Annotated in this window: 15 protein-coding genes; 10 read left to right on the top strand and 5 right to left on the bottom strand. The window is 58.5% G+C overall.

Annotation, left to right across the window (positions count from 1 at the left end):
* The first annotated feature begins 138 nt into the window (after positions 1-138).
* Positions 139-2,598 carry an EAL domain-containing protein gene (locus tag LOY55_RS22270; protein ID WP_046031741.1) on the top strand — a complete coding sequence of 820 codons (2,460 nt, stop codon included), beginning with the start codon at positions 139-141 and terminating at the stop codon, positions 2,596-2,598.
* Between the two features lie 78 nt (positions 2,599-2,676).
* The gene (locus tag LOY55_RS22265; protein WP_263295453.1) at positions 2,677-3,438 is read left to right on the top strand and encodes an iron-containing redox enzyme family protein; all 762 of its coding nucleotides are present in this window, start codon (positions 2,677-2,679) and stop codon (positions 3,436-3,438) included.
* Between the two features lie 62 nt (positions 3,439-3,500).
* On the opposite strand, the gene LOY55_RS22260 is transcribed toward LOY55_RS22265, so the two are convergent.
* The 5 genes from LOY55_RS22260 to LOY55_RS22240 all read right to left on the bottom strand — a co-directional run bounded on the left by LOY55_RS22260 (position 3,501) and on the right by LOY55_RS22240 (position 8,385).
* A complete protein-coding gene (locus LOY55_RS22260) occupies positions 3,501-4,427 on the bottom strand; it encodes a GGDEF domain-containing protein (RefSeq protein WP_258666772.1) in 927 nt (308 codons plus the stop codon).
* 376 nt (positions 4,428-4,803) lie between these two features.
* Complete coding sequence (locus tag LOY55_RS22255; protein ID WP_046031744.1) at positions 4,804-5,544, bottom strand: YciK family oxidoreductase; 741 nt, start codon at positions 5,542-5,544, stop codon at positions 4,804-4,806.
* Positions 5,545-5,619: 75 nt separating this feature from the next.
* On the bottom strand, positions 5,620-6,291 hold the full coding sequence (gene mupP / locus LOY55_RS22250) for an N-acetylmuramic acid 6-phosphate phosphatase MupP (RefSeq protein WP_046031745.1): 672 nt from the start codon (positions 6,289-6,291) through the stop codon (positions 5,620-5,622).
* Between the two features lie 4 nt (positions 6,292-6,295).
* Positions 6,296-6,994, bottom strand: coding sequence for a bifunctional 2-polyprenyl-6-hydroxyphenol methylase/3-demethylubiquinol 3-O-methyltransferase UbiG (gene ubiG, locus LOY55_RS22245; protein WP_046031746.1), 699 nt, complete (start codon positions 6,992-6,994; stop codon positions 6,296-6,298).
* A 56-nt stretch (positions 6,995-7,050) separates the two neighbouring features.
* Complete coding sequence (locus LOY55_RS22240; RefSeq protein WP_109785240.1) at positions 7,051-8,385, bottom strand: TRZ/ATZ family hydrolase; 1,335 nt, start codon at positions 8,383-8,385, stop codon at positions 7,051-7,053.
* Between the two features lie 108 nt (positions 8,386-8,493).
* Between LOY55_RS22240 and mtnA the strand changes: the two genes are divergently transcribed.
* From mtnA to rpsA, 8 genes are all read left to right on the top strand, one after another.
* On the top strand, positions 8,494-9,570 hold the full coding sequence (gene mtnA, locus LOY55_RS22235) for an S-methyl-5-thioribose-1-phosphate isomerase (RefSeq protein ID WP_077431579.1): 1,077 nt from the start codon (positions 8,494-8,496) through the stop codon (positions 9,568-9,570).
* Between the two features lie 413 nt (positions 9,571-9,983).
* Complete coding sequence (gene gyrA / locus LOY55_RS22230) at positions 9,984-12,647, top strand: DNA gyrase subunit A (protein ID WP_046031749.1); 2,664 nt, start codon at positions 9,984-9,986, stop codon at positions 12,645-12,647.
* A gap of 65 nt (positions 12,648-12,712) precedes the next feature.
* On the top strand, positions 12,713-13,798 hold the full coding sequence (gene serC, locus LOY55_RS22225; protein WP_046031750.1) for a 3-phosphoserine/phosphohydroxythreonine transaminase: 1,086 nt from the start codon (positions 12,713-12,715) through the stop codon (positions 13,796-13,798).
* Positions 13,798-14,892: a prephenate dehydratase gene (gene pheA, locus LOY55_RS22220; RefSeq protein ID WP_007899727.1), complete on the top strand. Its 1,095-nt coding sequence runs from the start codon at positions 13,798-13,800 to the stop codon at positions 14,890-14,892. The genes serC and pheA overlap by 1 nt, the downstream gene beginning before the upstream one ends.
* 10 nt (positions 14,893-14,902) lie before the next feature.
* Positions 14,903-16,015, top strand: a complete 1,113-nt coding sequence (gene hisC / locus LOY55_RS22215) for a histidinol-phosphate transaminase (protein WP_223522277.1) — start codon at positions 14,903-14,905, stop codon at positions 16,013-16,015.
* A gap of 28 nt (positions 16,016-16,043) precedes the next feature.
* On the top strand, positions 16,044-18,251 hold the full coding sequence (locus LOY55_RS22210) for a bifunctional prephenate dehydrogenase/3-phosphoshikimate 1-carboxyvinyltransferase (protein WP_258668362.1): 2,208 nt from the start codon (positions 16,044-16,046) through the stop codon (positions 18,249-18,251).
* Positions 18,248-18,937 carry a (d)CMP kinase gene (gene cmk / locus LOY55_RS22205; RefSeq protein ID WP_027924112.1) on the top strand — a complete coding sequence of 230 codons (690 nt, stop codon included), beginning with the start codon at positions 18,248-18,250 and terminating at the stop codon, positions 18,935-18,937. Before LOY55_RS22210 ends, cmk begins: the two co-directional genes overlap by 4 nt.
* 120 nt (positions 18,938-19,057) lie before the next feature.
* The gene (rpsA, locus tag LOY55_RS22200; protein ID WP_046031753.1) at positions 19,058-20,749 is read left to right on the top strand and encodes a 30S ribosomal protein S1; all 1,692 of its coding nucleotides are present in this window, start codon (positions 19,058-19,060) and stop codon (positions 20,747-20,749) included.
* Positions 20,750-20,930 lie beyond the last annotated feature (181 nt).

The following is a 20,930-nucleotide window of genomic DNA, read 5'->3' as shown; positions in this document are numbered from 1 at the left end:
GAATGCATCCACATGCCTCTCAGGAAGCACGGAGGGTGAAATGTCGACTCTGGCTTGCCTGTAGGGGCAACGCACCCTAGTCTTGGAGGAGCGATCACATTGGGATGATGATCTGGCAGTGCTAAAACAAGGGACCTCATGAATCAAACCCGGACTCTCGGAACGCCGCGGCTATTGGGCATTGTCTGGCCATTTATTGCCGTCGTGCTGTTTCAGGCCCTGTTGGGTGGCGTCAGCCTTTACGTTCTGTCGGCAGTGCGCGGCTATGTGGCCGGTGAAAGTTTGTGGTCGAAGGGGCAAAAAGACGCCATCTATTACCTCAACCTTTACGCGGACAGTCGCGACGAGGCGATTTTTCTCAAATACCAGAAAGCCATTGCTGTACCTCAGGGTGGCCACGAGTTGCGCCTGGCGCTGGACCACCAGCCACCTGATATCGAAGCCGCGCGAGTGGCGATCCTCAAGGGCGGCAACCACCCGGACGACGTTTCCAGTCTGATCTGGCTCTACCTCAACTTTCGGCACTTCAGTTACCTTGAAAAAGCCATCGACCGCTGGACGGTGGGGGACGCGTACCTGCTACAGCTCGATGAGGTTGCGCAAGAGATGCACCGGCGCGTGGCCGACAGTCAGGTCACATCTGCCGATATCAAACGCTGGAGAGACCAGATACTCGCCATCAACGATGCCGTGACGCCAGCCGCCAAAGCGTTCAGCGACGCATTGGGCGAGGGCTCTCGCTTGATTCTCCGGTTATTGCTGGTGACCAACCTCGCCACGGCGCTGGGCCTGATTGCCCTTGCGTTGCTGCGTACGCACAAGTTGCTCAAACAGCGCCATGAGTTCGCCGAGGCGCTGCAACTGGAGAAAGACCGGGCTCAGATCACCTTGCAATCGATCGGCGACGGGGTGATCACCACGGATGTCGAAGGCGCTATCGCCTACATGAACCCCGCCGCCGAGGCCCTGACCCACTGGAAAGCCGAACAGGCGACGGGTTTGCCTCTGGCGGCGCTGTTCAACTTGCTGGACGAAAACGCCCAGGCTGACGGGTTCACCCTGATCGAACATATTCTGAGTGGTCAACTCAGTGGGGGCAGCGAACATTCCAAACTGATTCAGCGGCTCGATGGCAGCACGGTGTCGGTGACGCTGGTCGGTTCGCCGATTCGCAATGCGGGCAAGGTCAGCGGCACCGTTCTGGTGTTGCACGACATGACGCAGGAGCGCCAATACATTGCCAATCTGTCCTGGCAGGCGACACATGACGCCTTGACCGGGCTCGCCAACCGGCGTGAGTTCGAGTTCCGACTGGAGCAGGCACTGCACAACCTGACACGGCATTCCGGGCGCCATGCCCTGATGTTTCTCGATCTGGATCAATTCAAACTGGTCAACGACACCTGCGGCCACGCGGCGGGCGATGAGCTGCTGCGGCATATCTGTGCCTTGTTGCAATCCGGTTTGCGTGAAGGAGACACCCTGGCTCGGCTGGGGGGCGATGAGTTCGGTATCTTGCTGGAAAACTGCGCACCGGAAGCGGCCGAGAAGATTGCCGAAAGTTTGCGTCAGACCGTACAGAACCTGCATTTTGTCTGGAAGGGGCGACCCTTTGTCACCACGGTGAGTATCGGGCTGGTGCATGTCGCGCAACCGCCTACAACCCTGGAGGCTTCCTTGCGCGCCGCGGATATGGCGTGTTACATGGCCAAGGAAAAAGGGCGCAATCGGGTTCAGGTCTATCACGCCGATGACTCGGAACTGTCACTGCGTTTTGGCGAGATGGCGTGGGTGCAGCGCCTGCACATGGCGCTGGAAGAGAACCGGTTTTGCCTGTACTCCCAGGAAATCGCGCCGTTGGGGCATACCGAGCGCGGTGGCGGGCATATCGAGATTCTGTTGCGCCTGCATGATGAAGCCGGTCGTATGATCCTGCCGGACAGTTTTATTCCGGCGGCGGAGCGTTATGGACTGATGACCGCTCTCGATCGCTGGGTGGTGGAGAATGTTTTCAAGATCATTGCCCAATGCAAAGCCGAAGAGCGCAAGGGGCCGTACGCGATGTGTGCGATTAATCTGTCAGGCACAACTATCGGAGATGAGGCGTTTCTGGACTTCCTGCGTGAACAGTTTGTTAATTATTCAATTCCGCCTGAAATGATTTGTTTTGAAATCACTGAAACAAGTGCTATTTCCAATTTGGGCAGTGCAATTAGATTTATCAATGAACTCAAAGGTTTAGGCTGTCACTTCTCGTTAGATGACTTTTGTGCCGGAATGTCCTCGTTCGCTTACTTGAAACATTTGCCTGTAGACTTCCTGAAGATCGATGGGAGTTTCGTAAAGGATATGTTGGACGACCCGATTAACCGCGCCATGGTCGAAGTGATCAACCACATCGGCCATGTCATGGGTAAGCGCACGATTGCCGAGTTTGTAGAGTCACCCCAGATTGAACAGGCATTGCTGGAGATCGGGGTCGATTTCGCTCAAGGGTATGTGATTGAACGCCCGCATCTGTTTACCTGCGATAGTTTGCAAAGTCGTCCTGCCAGGCCCCAGCCTCTGTTGTTCAAGGCCCCGGGCACGTTCCGTTGAAATCTCTTGTTGATCCGAACAATCACAATCAAAAGGAGCCCGACAGTGATCGACACATTCAACCGAACCGGACCACTCATGGAAGCTGCAAGTTATCCCGCCTGGGCGCAACAGCTCATCAAGGATTGCAGCGAGAGTAAGCGCCGGGTTGTCGAACACGAGCTGTATCAACGCATGCGAGACAACAAGCTCAGTGCAAAAACCATGCGCCAGTACCTTATCGGTGGCTGGCCGGTGGTTGAACAGTTCGCGTTATACATGGCACAAAACCTGACCAAGACCCGCTTTGCCCGCCATCCAGGTGAAGACATGGCGCGTCGTTGGCTGATGCGCAATATTCGCGTCGAGCTGAACCACGCCGATTACTGGGTGCATTGGAGCAGGGCTCATGGTGTCAGCCTGGAGGATCTGCAAGCGCAACAAGTCGCTCCCGAACTACATGCCCTGAGCCATTGGTGCTGGCACACCAGTTCAGCAGACTCGTTGATCGTCGCCATCGCGGCCACCAACTACGCCATCGAAGGCGCCACTGGGGAGTGGTCGGCGCTGGTGTGCTCCAGTGGCATCTACGCCGCAGCGTTCCCTGAAGAAGATCGCAAACGGGCCATGAAGTGGTTGAAGATGCACGCTCAGTACGACGACGCGCATCCATGGGAAGCGCTGGAAATCATCTGCACCCTGGCGGGCATGAACCCGAGCGCATCCCTGCAAGTGGAATTGCGCCAGGCCGTCTGCAAGAGCTACGACTACATGCATCTGTTTCTGGAGCGCTGCATGCAACTGGAGCATTCAGAAAAAGCTGCGGTGGTGCGTGAGCGCATGGCGTTGGCGGAAAGTTGATCTGACGGTTGTGCACAAAAAAGGGGAGCCGATTGGCTCCCCTTTTTTGAGTTTTCAAAGGCTTAACCCGCCATCGCCAAACGGTTACGTCCTTCGCGCTTGGCGACATACAACGCACTGTCGGCGCGTCGCAACAGGCTTTCGGCAGACTCACCTGGCAACAGGGTCGAGCATCCAAGGCTGACGGTCAGTTCAACGGCATTGCCATCCGCCTGATAGTCCTGGGACTGGGCCGCAATCCGCAGTCGCTCGCCGACCATGGCTGCTGCTTCCCGAGTGGTGTTGGACAACAGGATCAGGAACTCTTCGCCCCCAAACCGAAACACCATGTCGACATTGCGCAGCTGGTTTTTGATTGCGCCGGCGACTGTCTTGAGCACTTCATCGCCAGCATTGTGACCGTAGCTGTCGTTGACGTTTTTAAAATGATCGATGTCCAGCATCAGCAACGACAAAGGCATCAAGTGGCGCCGCGACATCTCGATTTCGCGCTCGAGGGTCTGGTCCATGGCAATGCGGTTGCCGGTATCGGTCAAGGGGTCGCGTAATGCACTTTGGGTCGCCGCCCGGTACAGCAAGGCGTTGCGTATCGGAAAGAGCAATGCGGACAGCAGTGACTCCAGGTTGCCCTGATCAAGTTCACTGAAACGTTGATTACGACGGAATACCAAGTCACCAAGGGGCTCGCCTTCATGGCTGAGGCTGTAACTGACCGAGTGATGGCCGCGCTGGCCAAACTCCAGGCGCAGGTCACTGGCCTGATGCTCATATTTCAAGGCATCCAGCGGCACCAGGCGCTGAACTTCGCGAAAGAAAAGTCCGAGAATCCGTTGGGGCTCAAGACTGGTTTGCAGCTGCTGGTCCAGTTGCTGACGCAATTGCGCAAGGCTGACGGGCCGCTCCAGAAGGGGTGGCTGCTGACCAAGTCCCAGGCGTTGCAATTTCGCGCTATCGAAGTCAATTGCGTTGGTCTGGGGAGGTGATTTCATATGGCGTGAGCCCCTAAAGCAGTAAGACTGTCTTACAGGCTGGGTGAGAGCGGCTTTGGGCTGCGCGTCGTACTGGTCCATCAGTCCCGTAGGACATTTGGCGCAAGTTTAGTCTGCTTTGCCGAAGATTAGTAACCTATCGACTCAGACATCCCCCCGACTGCTTTCACACTGCGTGTTTGAGCAACGTTAGAGCGAAAGTTGTGCCATTCGGTTCATTCAGATAAAAGGCTATCAAATTCAGCAGGTTGGACTTTGCAGGGAAGACGGCTGGCAAAGTGGGTGGCGGTTGTTTGACAGCTGAGGGAGTGTTTACGACGCGCTTTAAGTGCCGCGACGGGAAGTCGGCGCGGCACGTAAAAGCGACGTGTGGTGATTACTGCGCGTTAAAAGCCTGACCATTGATGCCGGTACTGTCCGGGCCCATCAAGTAGAGATAGACCGGCATGATCTCCTCCGGGGTCGGATTGTTCAGCGGATTTTCCCCCGGATAGGCCTGGGCTCGCATGCTGGTGCGCGTGGCGCCCGGGTTGATGCTGTTGGAGCGAACGGGGGCCACGGTGTCTACTTCGTCCGCCAGGGTTTGCATCAAGCCTTCGGTGGCAAACTTGGACACGCCATAAGCGCCCCAATAGGCGCGCCCCTTACGGCCGACGCTGCTGGAGGTGAACACCACCGAGGCGTCCTGCGACAGCTTGAGCAGTGGCAGCAGGGTGCTGGTGAGCATGAACATGGCATTGACGTTGACTTGCATGACCCGCATGAAGTTTTCGCCGGACAGCTGTTCGAGCGGTGTGCGCGGACCAATGATCGATGCGTTGTGCAGCAAGCCGTCGAGATGGCCGAATTCGGTCTCGATCATCGCCGCCAGTTCATCGTACTGGTGGGGCAGGGCGGTTTCCAGGTTGAACGGGATCACCGCTGGCTGTGGGTGCCCGGCCGCTTCGATTTCGTCATAAACCTGCGTCAGGTTCGCTTCGGTCTTGCCCAGCAACAGTACGGTGGCGCCATGGGCTGCGTAGGTTTTCGCAGCGGCCGCGCCGATGCCACGGCCTGCACCGGTAATCAGAATGACCCGGTCCTTGAGCAATTCGGGGCGGGCGGAATAATCAAACATAAGAAACCTCTACGAGAGTTAGATCGTTCCCACGCTCCGCGTGGGAATGCAGCCAGTGACGCTCTGCGTCGCCGCTCAGCAGCCACACAGCGCGCTATCGAGCACCTTGCGCAACTCCAGCGGATGATCGACCACTACATCCGCACCCCAATGCCGCGGGTTATCGTCCGGATGAATGTAGCCATAGGTCACGGCGGCCGTCTTGGTGCCGGCGTCGCGCCCCGACTCGATATCACGCAGGTCATCGCCGACAAACAACACGCTGGCCGGGTCCAGATCGAGCATCTTGCACGCGAGAATCAGCGGCTCCGGGTCGGGCTTGCTGTTCTTCACATGATCCGGGCAGATCAGCAGCGCGGAACGCTCGGCCAGCCCCAGCTGTTGCATGATCGGCTCGGCGAAACGCAGCGGCTTGTTAGTGACCACACCCCAGATCAGGTTGCTCTTCTCGATGTCGGCCAGTAATTCGCCCATTCCGTCGAAGAGCTTGCTGTGAACCGCACAGCCGGCGAGATAGCGCTCCAGGAATTCCAGTCGCAGCTCTTCAAAGCCAGGCGATTCCGGGTCCATCGAAAAGGTCACGGCGACCATCGCCTTGGCGCCACCGGATATCTCGTCACGAATGTGCTTGTCATTCATGGGGGGCAAGCCACGGTCGGCGCGCATTGCCTGGCAGATGGCAATAAAGTCCGGCGCGGTGTCGAGCAGCGTGCCGTCCATGTCAAAAAGGACTGCTCTGATACGCATCGGCTTACTCCTCGCGCAGGGTCTGGATCATGTAGTTGACGTCCACGTCGGCCGCCAGTTTGTAGTGTTTGGTCAGCGGGTTGTAGGTCAGGCCGATGATGTCTTTGACGGTCAGGCCGGCCATGCGACTCCAGGCGCCGAGCTCGGAAGGGCGGATGAACTTCTTGAAATCATGGGTGCCGCGCGGCAGCAGTTTCATGATGTATTCCGCGCCGACGATAGCGAACATATACGCCTTCGGGTTGCGGTTGATGGTGGAGAAGAACACTTGGCCGCCGGGCTTGACCATGCGGAAGCAGGCGCGGATGACCGAAGAAGGATCGGGCACGTGCTCGAGCATTTCCAGGCACGTGACGACGTCGAACTGCTCGGGCATTTCTTCGGCGAGGCCTTCGGCGGTGATCTGGCGGTATTCGACATTCACGCCCGATTCCAGCTGATGCAGCTGGGCGACCGCGAGCGGTGCTTCGCCCATGTCGATACCCATGACGGTGGCACCGCGCTGGGCCATGGCCTCGCTCAGGATGCCGCCGCCGCAACCGACGTCCAGAACCTTCTTGCCGGCCAGGTTGACCCGCTCGTCAATCCAGTTGACCCGCAGCGGGTTGATGTCGTGAAGCGGCTTGAACTCGCTTTCACGGTCCCACCAGCGATGGGCCAGGGCTTCGAATTTGGCGATTTCGGCGTAGTCGACGTTGCTCATGATTCAGTCCTCTAAACTTGAAAAATCCTGTTGCCCCGGTTTTCGGTCCGGGGATCTTACGATTCGGTACGGCCACTGATGCGCTGGCCCCAGGCTTTGGCGGTGGCACAAAGCTGTTCTTCATCCAGGCGGGTCAGGCGTCGGTCATCGAGCAGTTGCTTGCCAGCGACCCACAGGTGTTTCACGCAATCGCGGCCGGTGGCGTAGATCAGTTGCGAAACCGGGTCGTAGACCGGTTGTTGCGCCAGGCCTGACAGGTCGAAGGCAACGATATCTGCCGCTTTGCCGACTTCCAGTGAACCGGTTTCAGACTCGATGCCCAGCGCGCGAGCGCCATTGAGCGTGGCCATGCGCAAGGCACGATGAGCATCCAGCGCAGTGGCGGAGCCGGCAACGGCCTTGGCCAGCAAGGCAGCGGTGCGGGTTTCGCCCAGCAGGTCGAGATCGTTGTTGCTGGCGGCGCCATCGGTGCCCACGGCCACATTGACGCCCGCCTGCCACAACCGCTCGACCGGGCAAAAACCACTGGCCAGCTTGAGGTTGGACTCCGGGCAATGAATCACACTGGTGTTGCTTTCTACCAGCATCACCAGGTCTTCATCGCTGATCTGGGTCATGTGAACGGCCTGGAAGCGTGGCCCGAGCAAACCCAGGCGCCCGAGTCGGGCCAAAGGACGTTCACCACGCTGCTCGAGGGACTGCTGCACTTCGAAAGCCGTCTCATGGACATGCATGTGGATCGAGGCGTCCAGCTCTTCGGCAATCACCCGGATTTTTTCCAGGTTTTCATCGCCCACGGTGTAGGGGGCATGGGGGCCAAAAGTGACTTTGATGCGTTCGTGATGCTTGAGATCGCCAAACAACTCCACGCCCTGACGAATGGCTTCGTCCGCCGTGCTGGCGCCCGGGATCGGGAAATCGAGGATCGGAATGGCGATTTGGGCGCGAATACCGCTGTTGTGCACGCGCTCGCTGGCAACCTTCGGGAAGAAATACATGTCAGAGAAGCAGGTGATGCCACCTTTGATCTGTTCGGCGATGGCCAGGTCCGTGCCGTCACGTACAAACGCTTCATCGACCCATTTGGCTTCTGCCGGCCAGATGTGGTTCTCCAGCCAGGTCATCAGCGGCAAATCATCGGCCAGGCCGCGAAACAGCGTCATGGCGGCGTGGCCGTGGGCATTGATCAGGCCGGGGCTGAGCAGCACGTCTGGCAACTCGCGTACTTCAGTTGCGTTAAGCTTCAGCGCAGCCGAGCGTGGGCCGATAAACACGATGCGTCCGTCACGGATGCCCAGGCCATGCTCTTTGAGGACAACGCCAGCGGGTTCGACGGGTACCAGCCAGGTCGGCAGCAATAACAGGTCGAGCGCAGCGGCTGTGTTCGGCATCGAAGATCGGTTCCAGTGCTTTTGTAAAGGATGGCGAAGTATACCCGAGCGTCTTCGCGGGGGGATCGCTATAATCGGCGGCTTTTGTGCTTGAGTGCGGGGTGTGGGATGCGCGATCGACTGTTGGCTGCGGAGAAAGTGAAGGCCATCGATTGGCGTGATGGCGCCCTGTACCTGCTGGATCAGCGTATTTTGCCCTTCGAAGAGACCTGGATTGCCTACACCAGCGCGGCCGGTGTGGCCGAGGCCATTCGTTCGATGGTGGTGCGCGGTGCGCCGGCGATCGGTATCAGTGCGGCCTATGCCATGGTGCTTTCCGCCCGCGCCCGAATTGCCGAGGGCGGTGACTGGCAGGCCTCGTGGGAAGAGGATTACGCGTTGCTGGCCGATTCCCGTCCAACGGCGGTGAATCTGTTCTGGGCCTTGAGTCGCATGCGTGACCGCCTGGATCGCCTCAAGGAAGATGCTGATCCGCTGGCGGCACTGGAGGCGGAGGCTATCGCCATTCACGAAAGTGATCGCGAAGCTAACCTGACCATGGCCCAACTGGGTGTGGACCTGATCCGCAAACATCAGGGCAATGCCCAGGCAATCCTGACCCATTGCAATACCGGCGCACTGGCCACCGGCGGCTTCGGCACTGCTCTGGGTGTCATTCGCGGCGCTTTTATTGAAGGCATGGTCGAGCGCGTTTACGCCGATGAAACCCGTCCGTGGCTGCAAGGTTCGCGTCTGACGGCGTGGGAGCTGGCCAACGAGGGGATTCCGGTGACCCTGAATGCCGATTCAGCCGCTGCGCACATCATGAAAACCAAAGGCGTGACCTGGGTGATCGTCGGCGCCGACCGGATCACCGCCAATGGCGATGTCGCGAACAAGATCGGCACCTATCAGTTGGCGGTCACCGCCATGCACCACGGCGTGCGCTTCATGGTGGTGGCGCCGAGCTCGACCATCGACATGAACCTGGCCAGTGGTGATGAAATTCCTATCGAGGAACGTGACGGTCGCGAGTTGCTGGAAGTCGGTGGCAAGCGGGTCGGGGCGGACGTCGATGCGTTCAATCCGGTGTTCGACGTCACCCCGGCGGACCTGATTGATGCGATCGTTACTGAAAAAGGCATCGTCGAGCGTCCGGATACCGCGAAGATGGCGCAGTTGATGTGCCGCAAGCGCCTGCATTGACGCTTTGTGTTGTCGGATAAATTGCTGTCGCGAGCAAGCTTTGCTCCCACAGGGTTCACGTTCCGGTAGGAGCAAGGCTTGCCCGCGATGAACGATTACTCGGTCTGCCCCCGCATTTCGCCTGCAAATCCGGACTTGGCATAGCTCTGAGCCTCTCTCGTCTCCTTCAAGCCTGTCATCGGTCAACTAACTATGCTCCATGCGCATCTGGGGGATAGGTGCGTGGCGGCTCTTGTGATAACATCCGGCGTTTTCCGAGGCTGCCCCACGGGGTTGTCTTTACTGCGCAAATCCAGGGTTCAACTTGTTGATTTGTCGTAAGTCGGTGTATGGCACTCAGCCTGCAGCGGCGAGCTTCGTTCGTCCCATATGGATGTGACGAAGTTTCACCAGAAAAAGGAATCGAGCTTCTCATGGGCGAACTGGCCAAAGAAATCCTCCCGGTCAATATCGAAGACGAGCTGAAGCAGTCCTACCTCGACTACGCAATGAGCGTAATTGTCGGGCGGGCCTTGCCGGATGCGCGCGATGGCTTGAAGCCCGTGCACCGGCGTGTGCTGTTCGCGATGAGCGAGCTGGGCAACGACTTCAACAAGCCGTACAAGAAATCTGCCCGTGTTGTCGGCGACGTTATCGGTAAGTATCACCCGCACGGTGATACCGCGGTATACGACACGATCGTCCGGATGGCGCAGCCATTCTCGCTGCGCTACCTGCTGGTAGACGGTCAAGGCAACTTCGGTTCGGTGGACGGCGACAATGCCGCGGCCATGCGATACACCGAAGTGCGCATGACCAAGCTGGCGCACGAGCTGCTGGCTGACCTGCACAAGGAAACCGTGGACTGGGTGCCGAACTACGACGGCACCGAAATGATCCCGGCGGTCATGCCGACCCGTATTCCCAACCTGCTCGTCAACGGCTCCAGCGGTATCGCCGTGGGCATGGCGACCAACATTCCGCCGCACAACCTCGGTGAAGTCATCGACGGTTGCCTGGCACTCATCGACAACCCTGAGTTGACCATCGATGAGCTGATGCAATACATCCCTGGTCCGGACTTCCCGACGGCCGCGATCATCAACGGTCGCGCCGGCATCATCGAAGCCTATCGCACCGGCCGTGGCCGCATTTATATGCGCGCCCGCTCGACGATCGAAGACATCGACAAGGTCGGTGGCCGCCAGCAGATCGTCATCACCGAACTCCCTTACCAGCTCAACAAGGCGCGTCTGATCGAGAAGATCGCCGAGCTGGTGAAAGAGAAGAAACTTGAAGGCATCACCGAACTGCGCGACGAGTCCGACAAGGACGGTATGCGCGTCGTGATCGAGTTGCGCCGTGGCGAAGTGCCTGAGGTGATCCTCAACAACCTCTACGCCCAGACTCAGTTGCAAGCGGTTTTCGGTATCAACATTGTTGCGCTGATCGACGGCCGTCCGCGGATCCTGAACCTCAAGGACCTGCTGGAAGCCTTCGTTCGTCACCGTCGTGAAGTCGTTACCCGCCGTACCGTGTTCGAACTGCGTAAAGCCCGCGAACGTGGTCACATTCTGGAAGGTCAAGCGGTTGCCCTGTCGAACATCGACCCGGTCATCGCCCTGATCAAGGCCTCGCCAACGCCGTCGGAAGCCAAGGAAGCGCTGATCAGCACTGCCTGGGAATCCTCCGCCGTAGTGGCGATGGTCGAGCGAGCCGGTGCCGACTCTTGCCGTCCAGAGACCCTGGACCCGCAATACGGTCTGCGCGAAGGCAAGTACTTCCTGTCGCCAGAGCAGGCGCAAGCCATTCTGGAACTGCGTCTGCACCGCCTGACCGGTCTGGAACACGAAAAGCTGCTGGCCGAGTATCAAGAGATCCTCAACCAGATCGGCGAGCTGATCCGCATCCTCAGCAGCGCCACGCGCCTGATGGAAGTGATTCGCGAAGAGCTGGAAGTGATTCGCGCCGAATACGGCGATGTGCGCCGCACCGAGATTCTCGATGCCCGTCTCGACCTGACCCTGGGTGACATGATCCCGGAAGAAGAGCGCGTCGTGACCATTTCCCACGGTGGCTATGCCAAGACCCAGCCTTTGGCTGCGTACCAGGCTCAGCGTCGTGGCGGTAAAGGCAAGTCGGCGACTGGCGTCAAGGATGAGGACTACATCGCTCACCTGCTGGTCGCCAACAGCCACACCACGCTGCTGCTGTTCTCCAGCAAGGGCAAGGTGTACTGGCTGAAAACCTATGAAATTCCGGAAGCGTCCCGCGCTGCCCGTGGTCGTCCGCTGGTCAACCTGCTGCCGCTGGACAGTGATGAATACATCACCACCATGCTGCCGGTCGAGGAATACACCGAAGGTCATTTCATCTTCATGGCCACTGCCAAAGGCACCGTGAAGAAGACCCCGCTGGAATCCTTCAGCCGTCAACGCAGCGTAGGTCTGATCGCGCTGGAGCTGGACGAAGGTGACGTGCTGATCTCTGCCGCGATTACCGATGGCGAGCGCGAAGTCATGCTGTTCTCCGACGGTGGCAAGGTCACTCGCTTCAAGGAAACCGACGTTCGCGCCATGGGCCGTACCGCTCGCGGTGTTCGCGGCATGCGCCTGCCGGAAGGTCAGAAGCTGATTTCCATGCTGATCCCGGAAGAAGGCAGCCAGATCCTCACCGCTTCGGCGCGTGGTTTCGGCAAGCGTACGGCGATCACCGAGTTCCCTGAGTACAAGCGTGGCGGCCAGGGCGTTATCGCCATGGTCAGCAACGACCGTAACGGTCGTCTGGTCGGTGCAGTCCAGGTGCTCGACGGCGAGGAAATCATGTTGATTTCCGACCAGGGTACTTTGGTTCGTACCCGTGTCGACGAAGTCTCCAGCCTGGGTCGAAACACCCAGGGCGTGACCCTCATCAAGCTGGCCAGCGATGAAACGCTGGTCGGTCTGGAGCGGGTTCAGGAGCCGTCGGAAGTCGAAGGTGAAGAACTGGAAGGTGAAGAGGGTGTTGAGCTGGAAGGAACCGTAATCGGTGCCGAACCGGACGATGCTGTCGACAACCTGCAGGCCGACGCAGCAGACGAAGAAGAGCCGCAAGACTAACCAAAATCGTAGCAGGGCAGAGTGTTTGCTCTGTCCGCTACCGTGATTGCATAGCGAGAGTGGATGTGAGCAAACGAGCCTATAACTTCTGCGCAGGTCCTGCTGCGCTTCCTGAAGCTGTCCTGTTGCGTGCCCAGTCCGAGTTGCTCGACTGGCATGGTAAAGGTCTGTCGGTCATGGAGATGAGCCATCGCAGCGATGAGTTCGTGTCCATTGCCACCAAGGCCGAGCAGGATCTGCGTGATCTGCTGAATATCCCCTCGAACTATAAAGTGCTGTTTCTGCAAGGTGGCGCCAGCCAGCAATTTGCTCAGATTCCTCTGAACCTGTTGCCGGAAAACGGCTCTGCCGACTATATCGACACCGGTATCTGGTCGCAGAAAGCTATCGAAGAGGCTTCGCGCTTCGGCCACGTCAACGTTGCCGCTACCGCCAAGCCTTACGACTATTTCGCCATTCCTGGTCAGAACGAATGGAAGCTGTCGAAAGACGCGGCCTACGTTCACTACGCACCAAACGAAACCATCGGTGGCCTGGAATTCCAGTGGATCCCGGAAACCGGCGACGTTCCGCTGGTCGCCGACATGTCTTCGGACATTCTTTCGCGTCCGGTCGATGTTTCGCGTTTCGGCATGATCTACGCTGGCGCCCAGAAAAACATCGGTCCGAGCGGTATCGTGGTGAACATCGTTCGCGAGGACCTGTTGGGTCACGCCCGTTCCATTTGCCCGACCATGCTCAACTACAAGGTCGCCGCCGATAACGGCTCGATGTACAACACGCCTCCAACCCTGGCCTGGTACTTGTCTGGTCTGGTGTTCGAGTGGCTCAAGGAGCAAGGTGGCGTTGAAGCCATCGGCAAGCTCAACGAAGTGAAGCAGCGCACGCTGTACAACTTCATCGATGCCAGCGGCTTGTACAGCAACCCGATCAACACGCCTGACCGCTCGTGGATGAACGTGCCGTTCCGTTTGGCGGACGACCGTCTCGACAAGCCGTTCCTGGCCGGTGCCGACGAGCGTGGCTTGTTGAACCTCAAGGGCCACCGTTCCGTGGGTGGCATGCGCGCCTCCATCTATAACGCCGTCGATATCGTTGCGGTCAACGCACTGGTTTCGTACATGGCAGAGTTCGAGAAGGAACACGGCTGATGTCTGAGCAAGAACTCAAGGCACTGCGCCTGCGCATTGATGCCCTGGACGAAAAAGTCCTTGAGCTGATCAGTGAGCGCGCACGTTGCGCCCAGGAAGTTGCGCGAGTAAAGATGGCCTCGCTGGCCGAAGGCGAAGTGCCGGTGTTCTATCGTCCTGAGCGTGAAGCCCAGGTGCTCAAGCGCGTAATGGAGCGCAATCAGGGGCCGTTGGGCAACGAAGAGATGGCGCGGTTGTTCCGTGAAATCATGTCCTCGTGCCTGGCGCTCGAGCAGCCGCTGAAAGTGGCTTACCTCGGCCCTGAAGGCACGTTCACTCAAGCGGCGGCCATGAAGCACTTCGGCCACGCCGTGATCAGCAAGCCAATGGCGGCGATCGACGAAGTGTTCCGCGAAGTGGCGGCCGGTGCGGTGAATTTTGGCGTGGTGCCGGTGGAAAACTCCACCGAAGGTGCGGTCAACCACACCCTCGATAGTTTTCTGGAACACGACATGGTCATCTGTGGCGAAGTCGAGTTGCGGATTCACCACCACCTGTTGGTCGGTGAAAACACCAAGACTGACAGCATCAGCCGCATCTACTCCCATGCCCAGTCCCTGGCCCAGTGCCGCAAGTGGCTGGACGCGCACTACCCGAATGTCGAGCGCGTGGCGGTGTCCAGCAACGCCGAAGCGGCCAAGCGAGTAAAAGGTGAGTGGAACTCGGCGGCGATTGCCGGCGACATGGCTGCCGGCCTGTACGGGCTGACCCGCCTGGCCGAGAAAATCGAGGATCGCCCGGATAACTCCACGCGATTCCTGATGATCGGTAGCCAGGAAGTGCCGCCGACTGGCGACGACAAGACTTCGATCATCGTCTCCATGAGCAACAAACCCGGTGCGCTTCACGAGTTGCTGGTGCCGTTCCACGACAACGGAATCGACCTGACGCGAATCGAAACGCGTCCATCGCGCAGCGGTAAATGGACCTACGTGTTCTTCATCGACTTCGTCGGCCACCACCGTGATCCATTGGTCAAAGGTGTGCTGGAAAAGATCAGTCAGGAAGCAGTGGCACTCAAAGTGCTGGGTTCCTACCCGAAAGCAGTTCTCTAAGGGGTAGCAAATGAGTGGAGACTTCCTCGCTCTGGCACAGCCGGGCGTGCAACAACTTTCGCCTTACGTTCCGGGCAAGCCTGTGGATGAGCTGGCACGTGAGCTGGACCTTGATCCGGCGAGCATCGTCAAACTGGCCAGCAACGAAAACCCGTTGGGCGCAAGCCCCAAGGCGCTGGCCGCGGTTCGCGATGCGCTGGCCGAACTGACCCGCTATCCGGACGGCAACGGCTTTGCACTCAAGACCCTGTTGGCCGAGCAGTGTCGCGTCGAACTGAGCCAGGTGACATTGGGCAATGGCTCCAATGACATTCTTGAGTTGGTCGCGCGTGCCTATCTGGCGCCGGGCCTCAACGCCGTGTTCAGCGAACACGCGTTCGCGGTTTATCCCATTGCGACTCAGGCTGTCGGCGCGCAGGCCAAGGTGGTTCCGGCCAAGGATTGGGGGCATGACCTGCCTGCAATGCTGGCGGCCATCGATGCCAATACTCGTGTGGTGTTCATCGCCAACCCGAACAACCCGACCGGGACCTGGTTCGATACCGAGGCGCTGGACGAATTCCTGCAAGACGTGCCGGAGCACGTGCTGGTGGTGCTGGATGAGGCTTACATCGAGTACGCCGAAGGCAGTGATCTGCCGGATGGCCTGGATTTCCTCGCGGCTTACCCGAACCTGCTGGTTTCGCGCACGTTCTCCAAGGCCTATGGCCTGGCATCGCTGCGCGTTGGTTATGGCTTGTCCACTGCCGTCGTCGCTGATGTGCTGAACCGTGTCCGCCAGCCGTTCAACGTCAACAGCCTGGCCCTGGCCGCGGCGTGTGCTGCGTTGCAGGATGTCGAGTACCTGGCTGAAAGCCGTCGCCTGAACGAATCCGGTATGCAGCAACTGCAAGCGGGTTTTCGTGAACTGGGGTTGAGCTGGATTCCATCCAAGGGCAACTTCATCTGTGTCGATCTGGGTCAAGTGGCCGCGCCGGTGTTCCAGGGGTTGCTGCGTGAAGGTGTGATTGTGCGTCCTGTGGCCAATTACGGTATGCCGAACCATCTGCGCATCACCATCGGTTTGCCGGCTGAAAACAGTCGCTTCCTTGAGGCGCTGACCAAGGTTCTGGCTCGTGGTTGATGTCACTGCACTGCAATCTGCTGCACCTATGATCGGTCGCCTGGTGGTGGTCGGTCTGGGATTGATCGGTGGTTCGTTCGCCAAGGGTTTGCGTGAAAGTGGCCTGTGCCGCGAAGTGGTGGGGGTCGATCTCGACCCGCAGTCGCGCAAACTGGCGGTCGAGTTGGGCGTGGTGGATCGCTGCGAAGAAGACCTGGCTGTTGCGTGCCAGGGCGCTGACGTGATTCAGCTGGCCGTGCCGATCCTTGCCATGGAAAAAATGCTGGCGCGCCTGGCTGCAATGGATCTGGGTGCTGCGATTCTGACTGACGTCGGCAGTGCCAAAGGCAATGTGGTGCGTGCGGCAACTGAAGCTTTTGGCGGCATGCCGTCGCGTTTCGTGCCGGGGCATCCGATTGCCGGTTCCGAGCAGAGCGGGGTGGAAGCCTCCAATGCCGAGCTGTTCCGTCGTCATAAAGTGATTCTGACGCCGCTGGATCAAACCGATCCGGCCGCGCTGGCAGTGGTCGACCGTTTGTGGCGCGAATTGGGCGCCGATGTCGAACACATGCAGGTCGAACGCCACGATGAAGTGTTGGCGGCGACGAGCCATTTGCCACACCTGTTGGCGTTCGGTTTGGTCGATTCGTTGGCCAAGCGCAATGAAAACCTTGAGATCTTCCGTTACGCTGCCGGCGGTTTCCGCGATTTCACAAGAATCGCGGGGAGCGACCCGGTCATGTGGCACGACATCTTCCTCGCCAACCGCGAAGCTGTCCTGCGCACACTCGATACATTTCGCAGCGACCTCGACGCCTTGCGCGACGCGGTCGATGCAGGGGATGGGCACCAATTGTTGGGCGTGTTCACGCGCGCCCGGGTTGCCCGCGAGCATTTCAGTAAAATCCTGGCCCGCCGGGCCTATGTGGACGCTATGAATTCCAACGATCTGATTTTCCTGGCTCAACCTGGTGGCCGCTTGTCCGGTCGGATTCGCGTACCAGGTGACAAATCGATTTCCCACCGTTCGATCATGCTCGGCTCCCTGGCTGAAGGCGTCACCGAAGTCGAAGGCTTCCTTGAGGGCGAAGACGCTCTGGCGACCCTGCAGGCCTTCCGTGACATGGGCGTTGTGATCGAAGGTCCGCACCATGGTCGCGTGACCATTCACGGCGTTGGCCTGCATGGCCTGAAACCTGCGCCAGGCCCGATCTATCTGGGTAACTCCGGTACGTCGATGCGCCTGCTGTCGGGCCTGCTGGCTGCGCAGAACTTCGACAGCACCCTGACGGGCGATGCTTCGCTGTCCAAGCGCCCAATGAATCGTGTGGCCAATCCGCTGCGTGAAATGGGGGCGGTGATCGAGACCGCTGCTGAAGGTCGCCCGCCGATGATCATCCGTGGCGGCAATAAGCTCAAAGGCCTGACCTACACCATGCCGATGGCCAGTGCTCAGGTGAAATCCTGCCTGTTGCTGGCCGGTTTGTATGCCGAAGGCAAGACCACTGTTACCGAACCGGCACCGACTCGTGACCACACCGAGCGCATGCTGCGCGGCTTCGGCTACCCGGTTACTGTCAATGGCGCGACCGCGTCGGTCGAATCCGGTCACAAACTCACTGCTACCCACATTGAAGTGCCGGGCGATATCTCTTCCTCCGCATTCTTCCTCGTGGCGGCGTCGATCGCTGAAGGTTCGGAGCTGGTGCTTGAGCACGTTGGAATCAATCCGACGCGTACTGGCGTTATCGATATTCTGCGTCTGATGGGCGCCGATATCACGCTGGAAAACCAGCGTGAAGTCGGCGGCGAGCCCGTTGCAGATTTGCGCGTTCGTGCAGCTAAACTGAAAGGTATCGAGATTCCCGAAGCGCTGGTTCCACTGGCTATCGACGAATTCCCGGTGCTGTTCGTGGCTGCAGCCTGTGCCGAAGGGCGCACGGTGCTGCGAGGCGCTGAAGAGCTGCGGGTCAAAGAGTCGGACCGGATTCAGGTCATGGCTGATGGCTTGCTGGCGCTGGGCGTCAAATGCGAACCGACCCCGGATGGCATCATCATCGACGGCGGCCAGATCGGCGGCGGTGTGGTGCATGGTCATGGTGACCACCGGATCGCCATGGCATTCAGCGTTGCATCGCTGCGCGCGACTGCGTCGATCCGCATTCATGACTGCGCCAACGTTGCGACGTCGTTCCCGAACTTCCTCGCGTTGTGCGCACAGGTCGGTATCCGGGTTGCTGAAGAGGCTCAGTCGTGATCAACAAGTCGCCAGTCATTACCATCGATGGTCCGAGCGGTTCCGGTAAAGGCACCATCGCCGGGATATTGGCAAAGCGTCTGGGCTGGAATCTGCTGGATTCGGGCGCGTTGTACCGATTGCTGGCGTTCGCTGCGCACAATCATGGTGTTGATCTGACCAATGAAGAGTTGCTGAAAGCACTCGCCGCTCATCTGGACGTGCAATTTATCGCTGCGACCGACGGTCAGTTGCAGCGAATCATTCTGGAAGGCGATGAAGTCAGTGATGTGATTCGCACTGAAAGTGTCGGCGCCGGCGCATCCCAGGTTGCGGCGCTGCCCGCTGTGCGCGAGGCGCTGCTGCAGCGCCAGCGTGCATTCCAGGAAATGCCGGGCCTGGTCGCTGACGGCCGCGACATGGGCACGGTGGTTTTTCCGGACGCGCCCTTGAAGATTTTCCTCACCGCCAGTGCCGAGGAGCGTGCGCGCCGTCGATACTTGCAGTTGAAGGGCAAAGTCGATGGTGTTAGTCTGTCGAGTCTGCTAGATGAGATACGTGTTCGCGATGAGCGTGACACCCAGCGAGCGGTAGCCCCGCTCAAACCGGCGGCTGACGCCATACAGCTGGATTCCACGGAATTATCCATCGATCAGGTGCTGGAACGCATCATGAGCGAGATCGCCATTCGCGATATCGCCGGGTGACCAAGAAGGCCGCAGGGGACCAGTCATAGTCCTGCGGTGGCTTCTTTTAAATGAAACTAACCCATACCGTCTGGGGTGTGGAGATGGGCGTAGTCTTCGCCCTCATCAACAGGAATTAAAATGAGCGAAAGCTTTGCGGAACTCTTTGAAGAAAGCCTAAAAACCCTGAACCTTCAGGCAGGCTCCATCATCACCGGTGTTATCGTTGATATCGATTACCAAGCTCGCTGGGTAACCGTTCACGCTGGCCTGAAGTCTGAAGCACTCATCCCGCTTGAGCAGTTCTACAACGACGCTGGCGAACTGAACATCAACGTCGGTGACGAAGTTCACGTTGCTCTGGACTCGGTTGAAGACGGCTTTGGTGAAACCAAGCTGTCCCGTGAAAAAGCCAAGCGCGCTGAATGCTGGATTGTTCTGGAAGCAGCCTTCGCAGCCGAAGAAGTGGTCAAGGGCGTTATCAACGGTAAGGTTAAAGGCGGCTTCACTGTCGACGTTAACGGCATCCGTGCGTTCCTGCCAGGTTCTCTGGTTGACGTCCGTCCTGTGCGCGATACTACGCACCTGGAAGGCAAAGAGCTGGAATTCAAGGTCATCAAACTCGACCAGAAACGCAACAACGTTGTCGTTTCCCGTCGCAGCGTCCTCGAAGCCGAGAACTCCGCCGAGCGTGAAGCTCTGCTGGAATCCCTGCAGGAAGGTCAGCAAGTCAAAGGTATCGTCAAAAACCTCACCGATTACGGCGCATTCGTCGATCTGGGTGGCGTGGATGGCCTGCTGCACATTACCGACATGGCTTGGAAGCGTATCAAGCATCCTTCCGAAATCGTCAACGTTGGCGACGAGATCGATGTCAAGGTTCTGAAGTACGATCGCGAACGCAATCGTGTTTCCCTGGGCCTCAAGCAACTGGGCGAAGATCCATGGGTTGCTATCAAAGCCCGTTACCCAGAAAGCACTCGCGTTACCGCTCGTGTAACCAACCTGACCGACTACGGCTGCTTCGCTGAGCTGGAAGAAGGCGTTGAAGGTCTGGTACACGTTTCCGAAATGGACTGGACCAACAAGAACATCCACCCTTCGAAAGTCGTACAAGTCGGCGACGAAGTGGAAGTTATGGTTCTGGACATCGACGAAGAGCGTCGTCGTATCTCCCTGGGCATCAAGCAGTGCAAATCTAACCCATGGGAAGATTTCTCTGGCCAGTTCAACAAGGGCGATAAAATCTCCGGCACCATCAAGTCGATCACCGATTTCGGTATCTTCATTGGTCTGGACGGCGGCATCGACGGTCTGGTTCACCTGTCCGACATCTCCTGGAACGAAGTGGGCGAAGAAGCCGTTCGCCGCTTCAAGAAGGGCGACGAGCTGGACACCGTTATCCTGTCGGTTGACCCAGAGCGCGAGCGTATCTCCCTGGGTATCAAGCAACTGGAAAGCGATCCGTTCTCCGAGTACGTTCAAGAGAACGACAAAGGCGCAATCGTTAAAGGCATCGTGAAAGAAGTTGACGCTAAAGGCGCCATCATCACTCTGGCCGACGATATCGAAGCGACTCTGAAAGCCTCCGAAATCAGCCGTGACCGCGTTGAAGACGCGCGTAACGTTCTGAAAGAAGGCGAAGAAGTAGAAGCCAAGATCATCAGCGTTGACCGTAAGAGCCGTGTAATCCAGCTGTCGATCAAGTCGAAAGACGTTGAAGACGAGAAAGAAGCAATCCAGAGCTTGAAAGACAAGCCTGCTGCTGACGTCGCTGCTGGTCCTACCACTCTGGGCGACCTGTTGCGTGCACAAATGGAAAAACAGAACTAAGTTCTGTCAGACCATAGAAAAAGGGCGACTTCGGTCGCCCTTTTTTATGCCTGCGATTTGGTGAGATTGCCGATGTAGTTGGGTTGCGGCAACGTGATTGCTTGTGAAACCAGTATCTCCTATAAGCGGTCTCTTACTTTGGTCGGATCAAACCGTTTGTTTGCAGCTAACCTTTAGCCTG

This window comes from Pseudomonas sp. B21-040 (genome assembly GCF_024748695.1).
GTDB lineage: Bacteria > Pseudomonadota > Gammaproteobacteria > Pseudomonadales > Pseudomonadaceae > Aquipseudomonas.
This window is presented reverse-complemented; position numbering and strand designations above follow the sequence as displayed.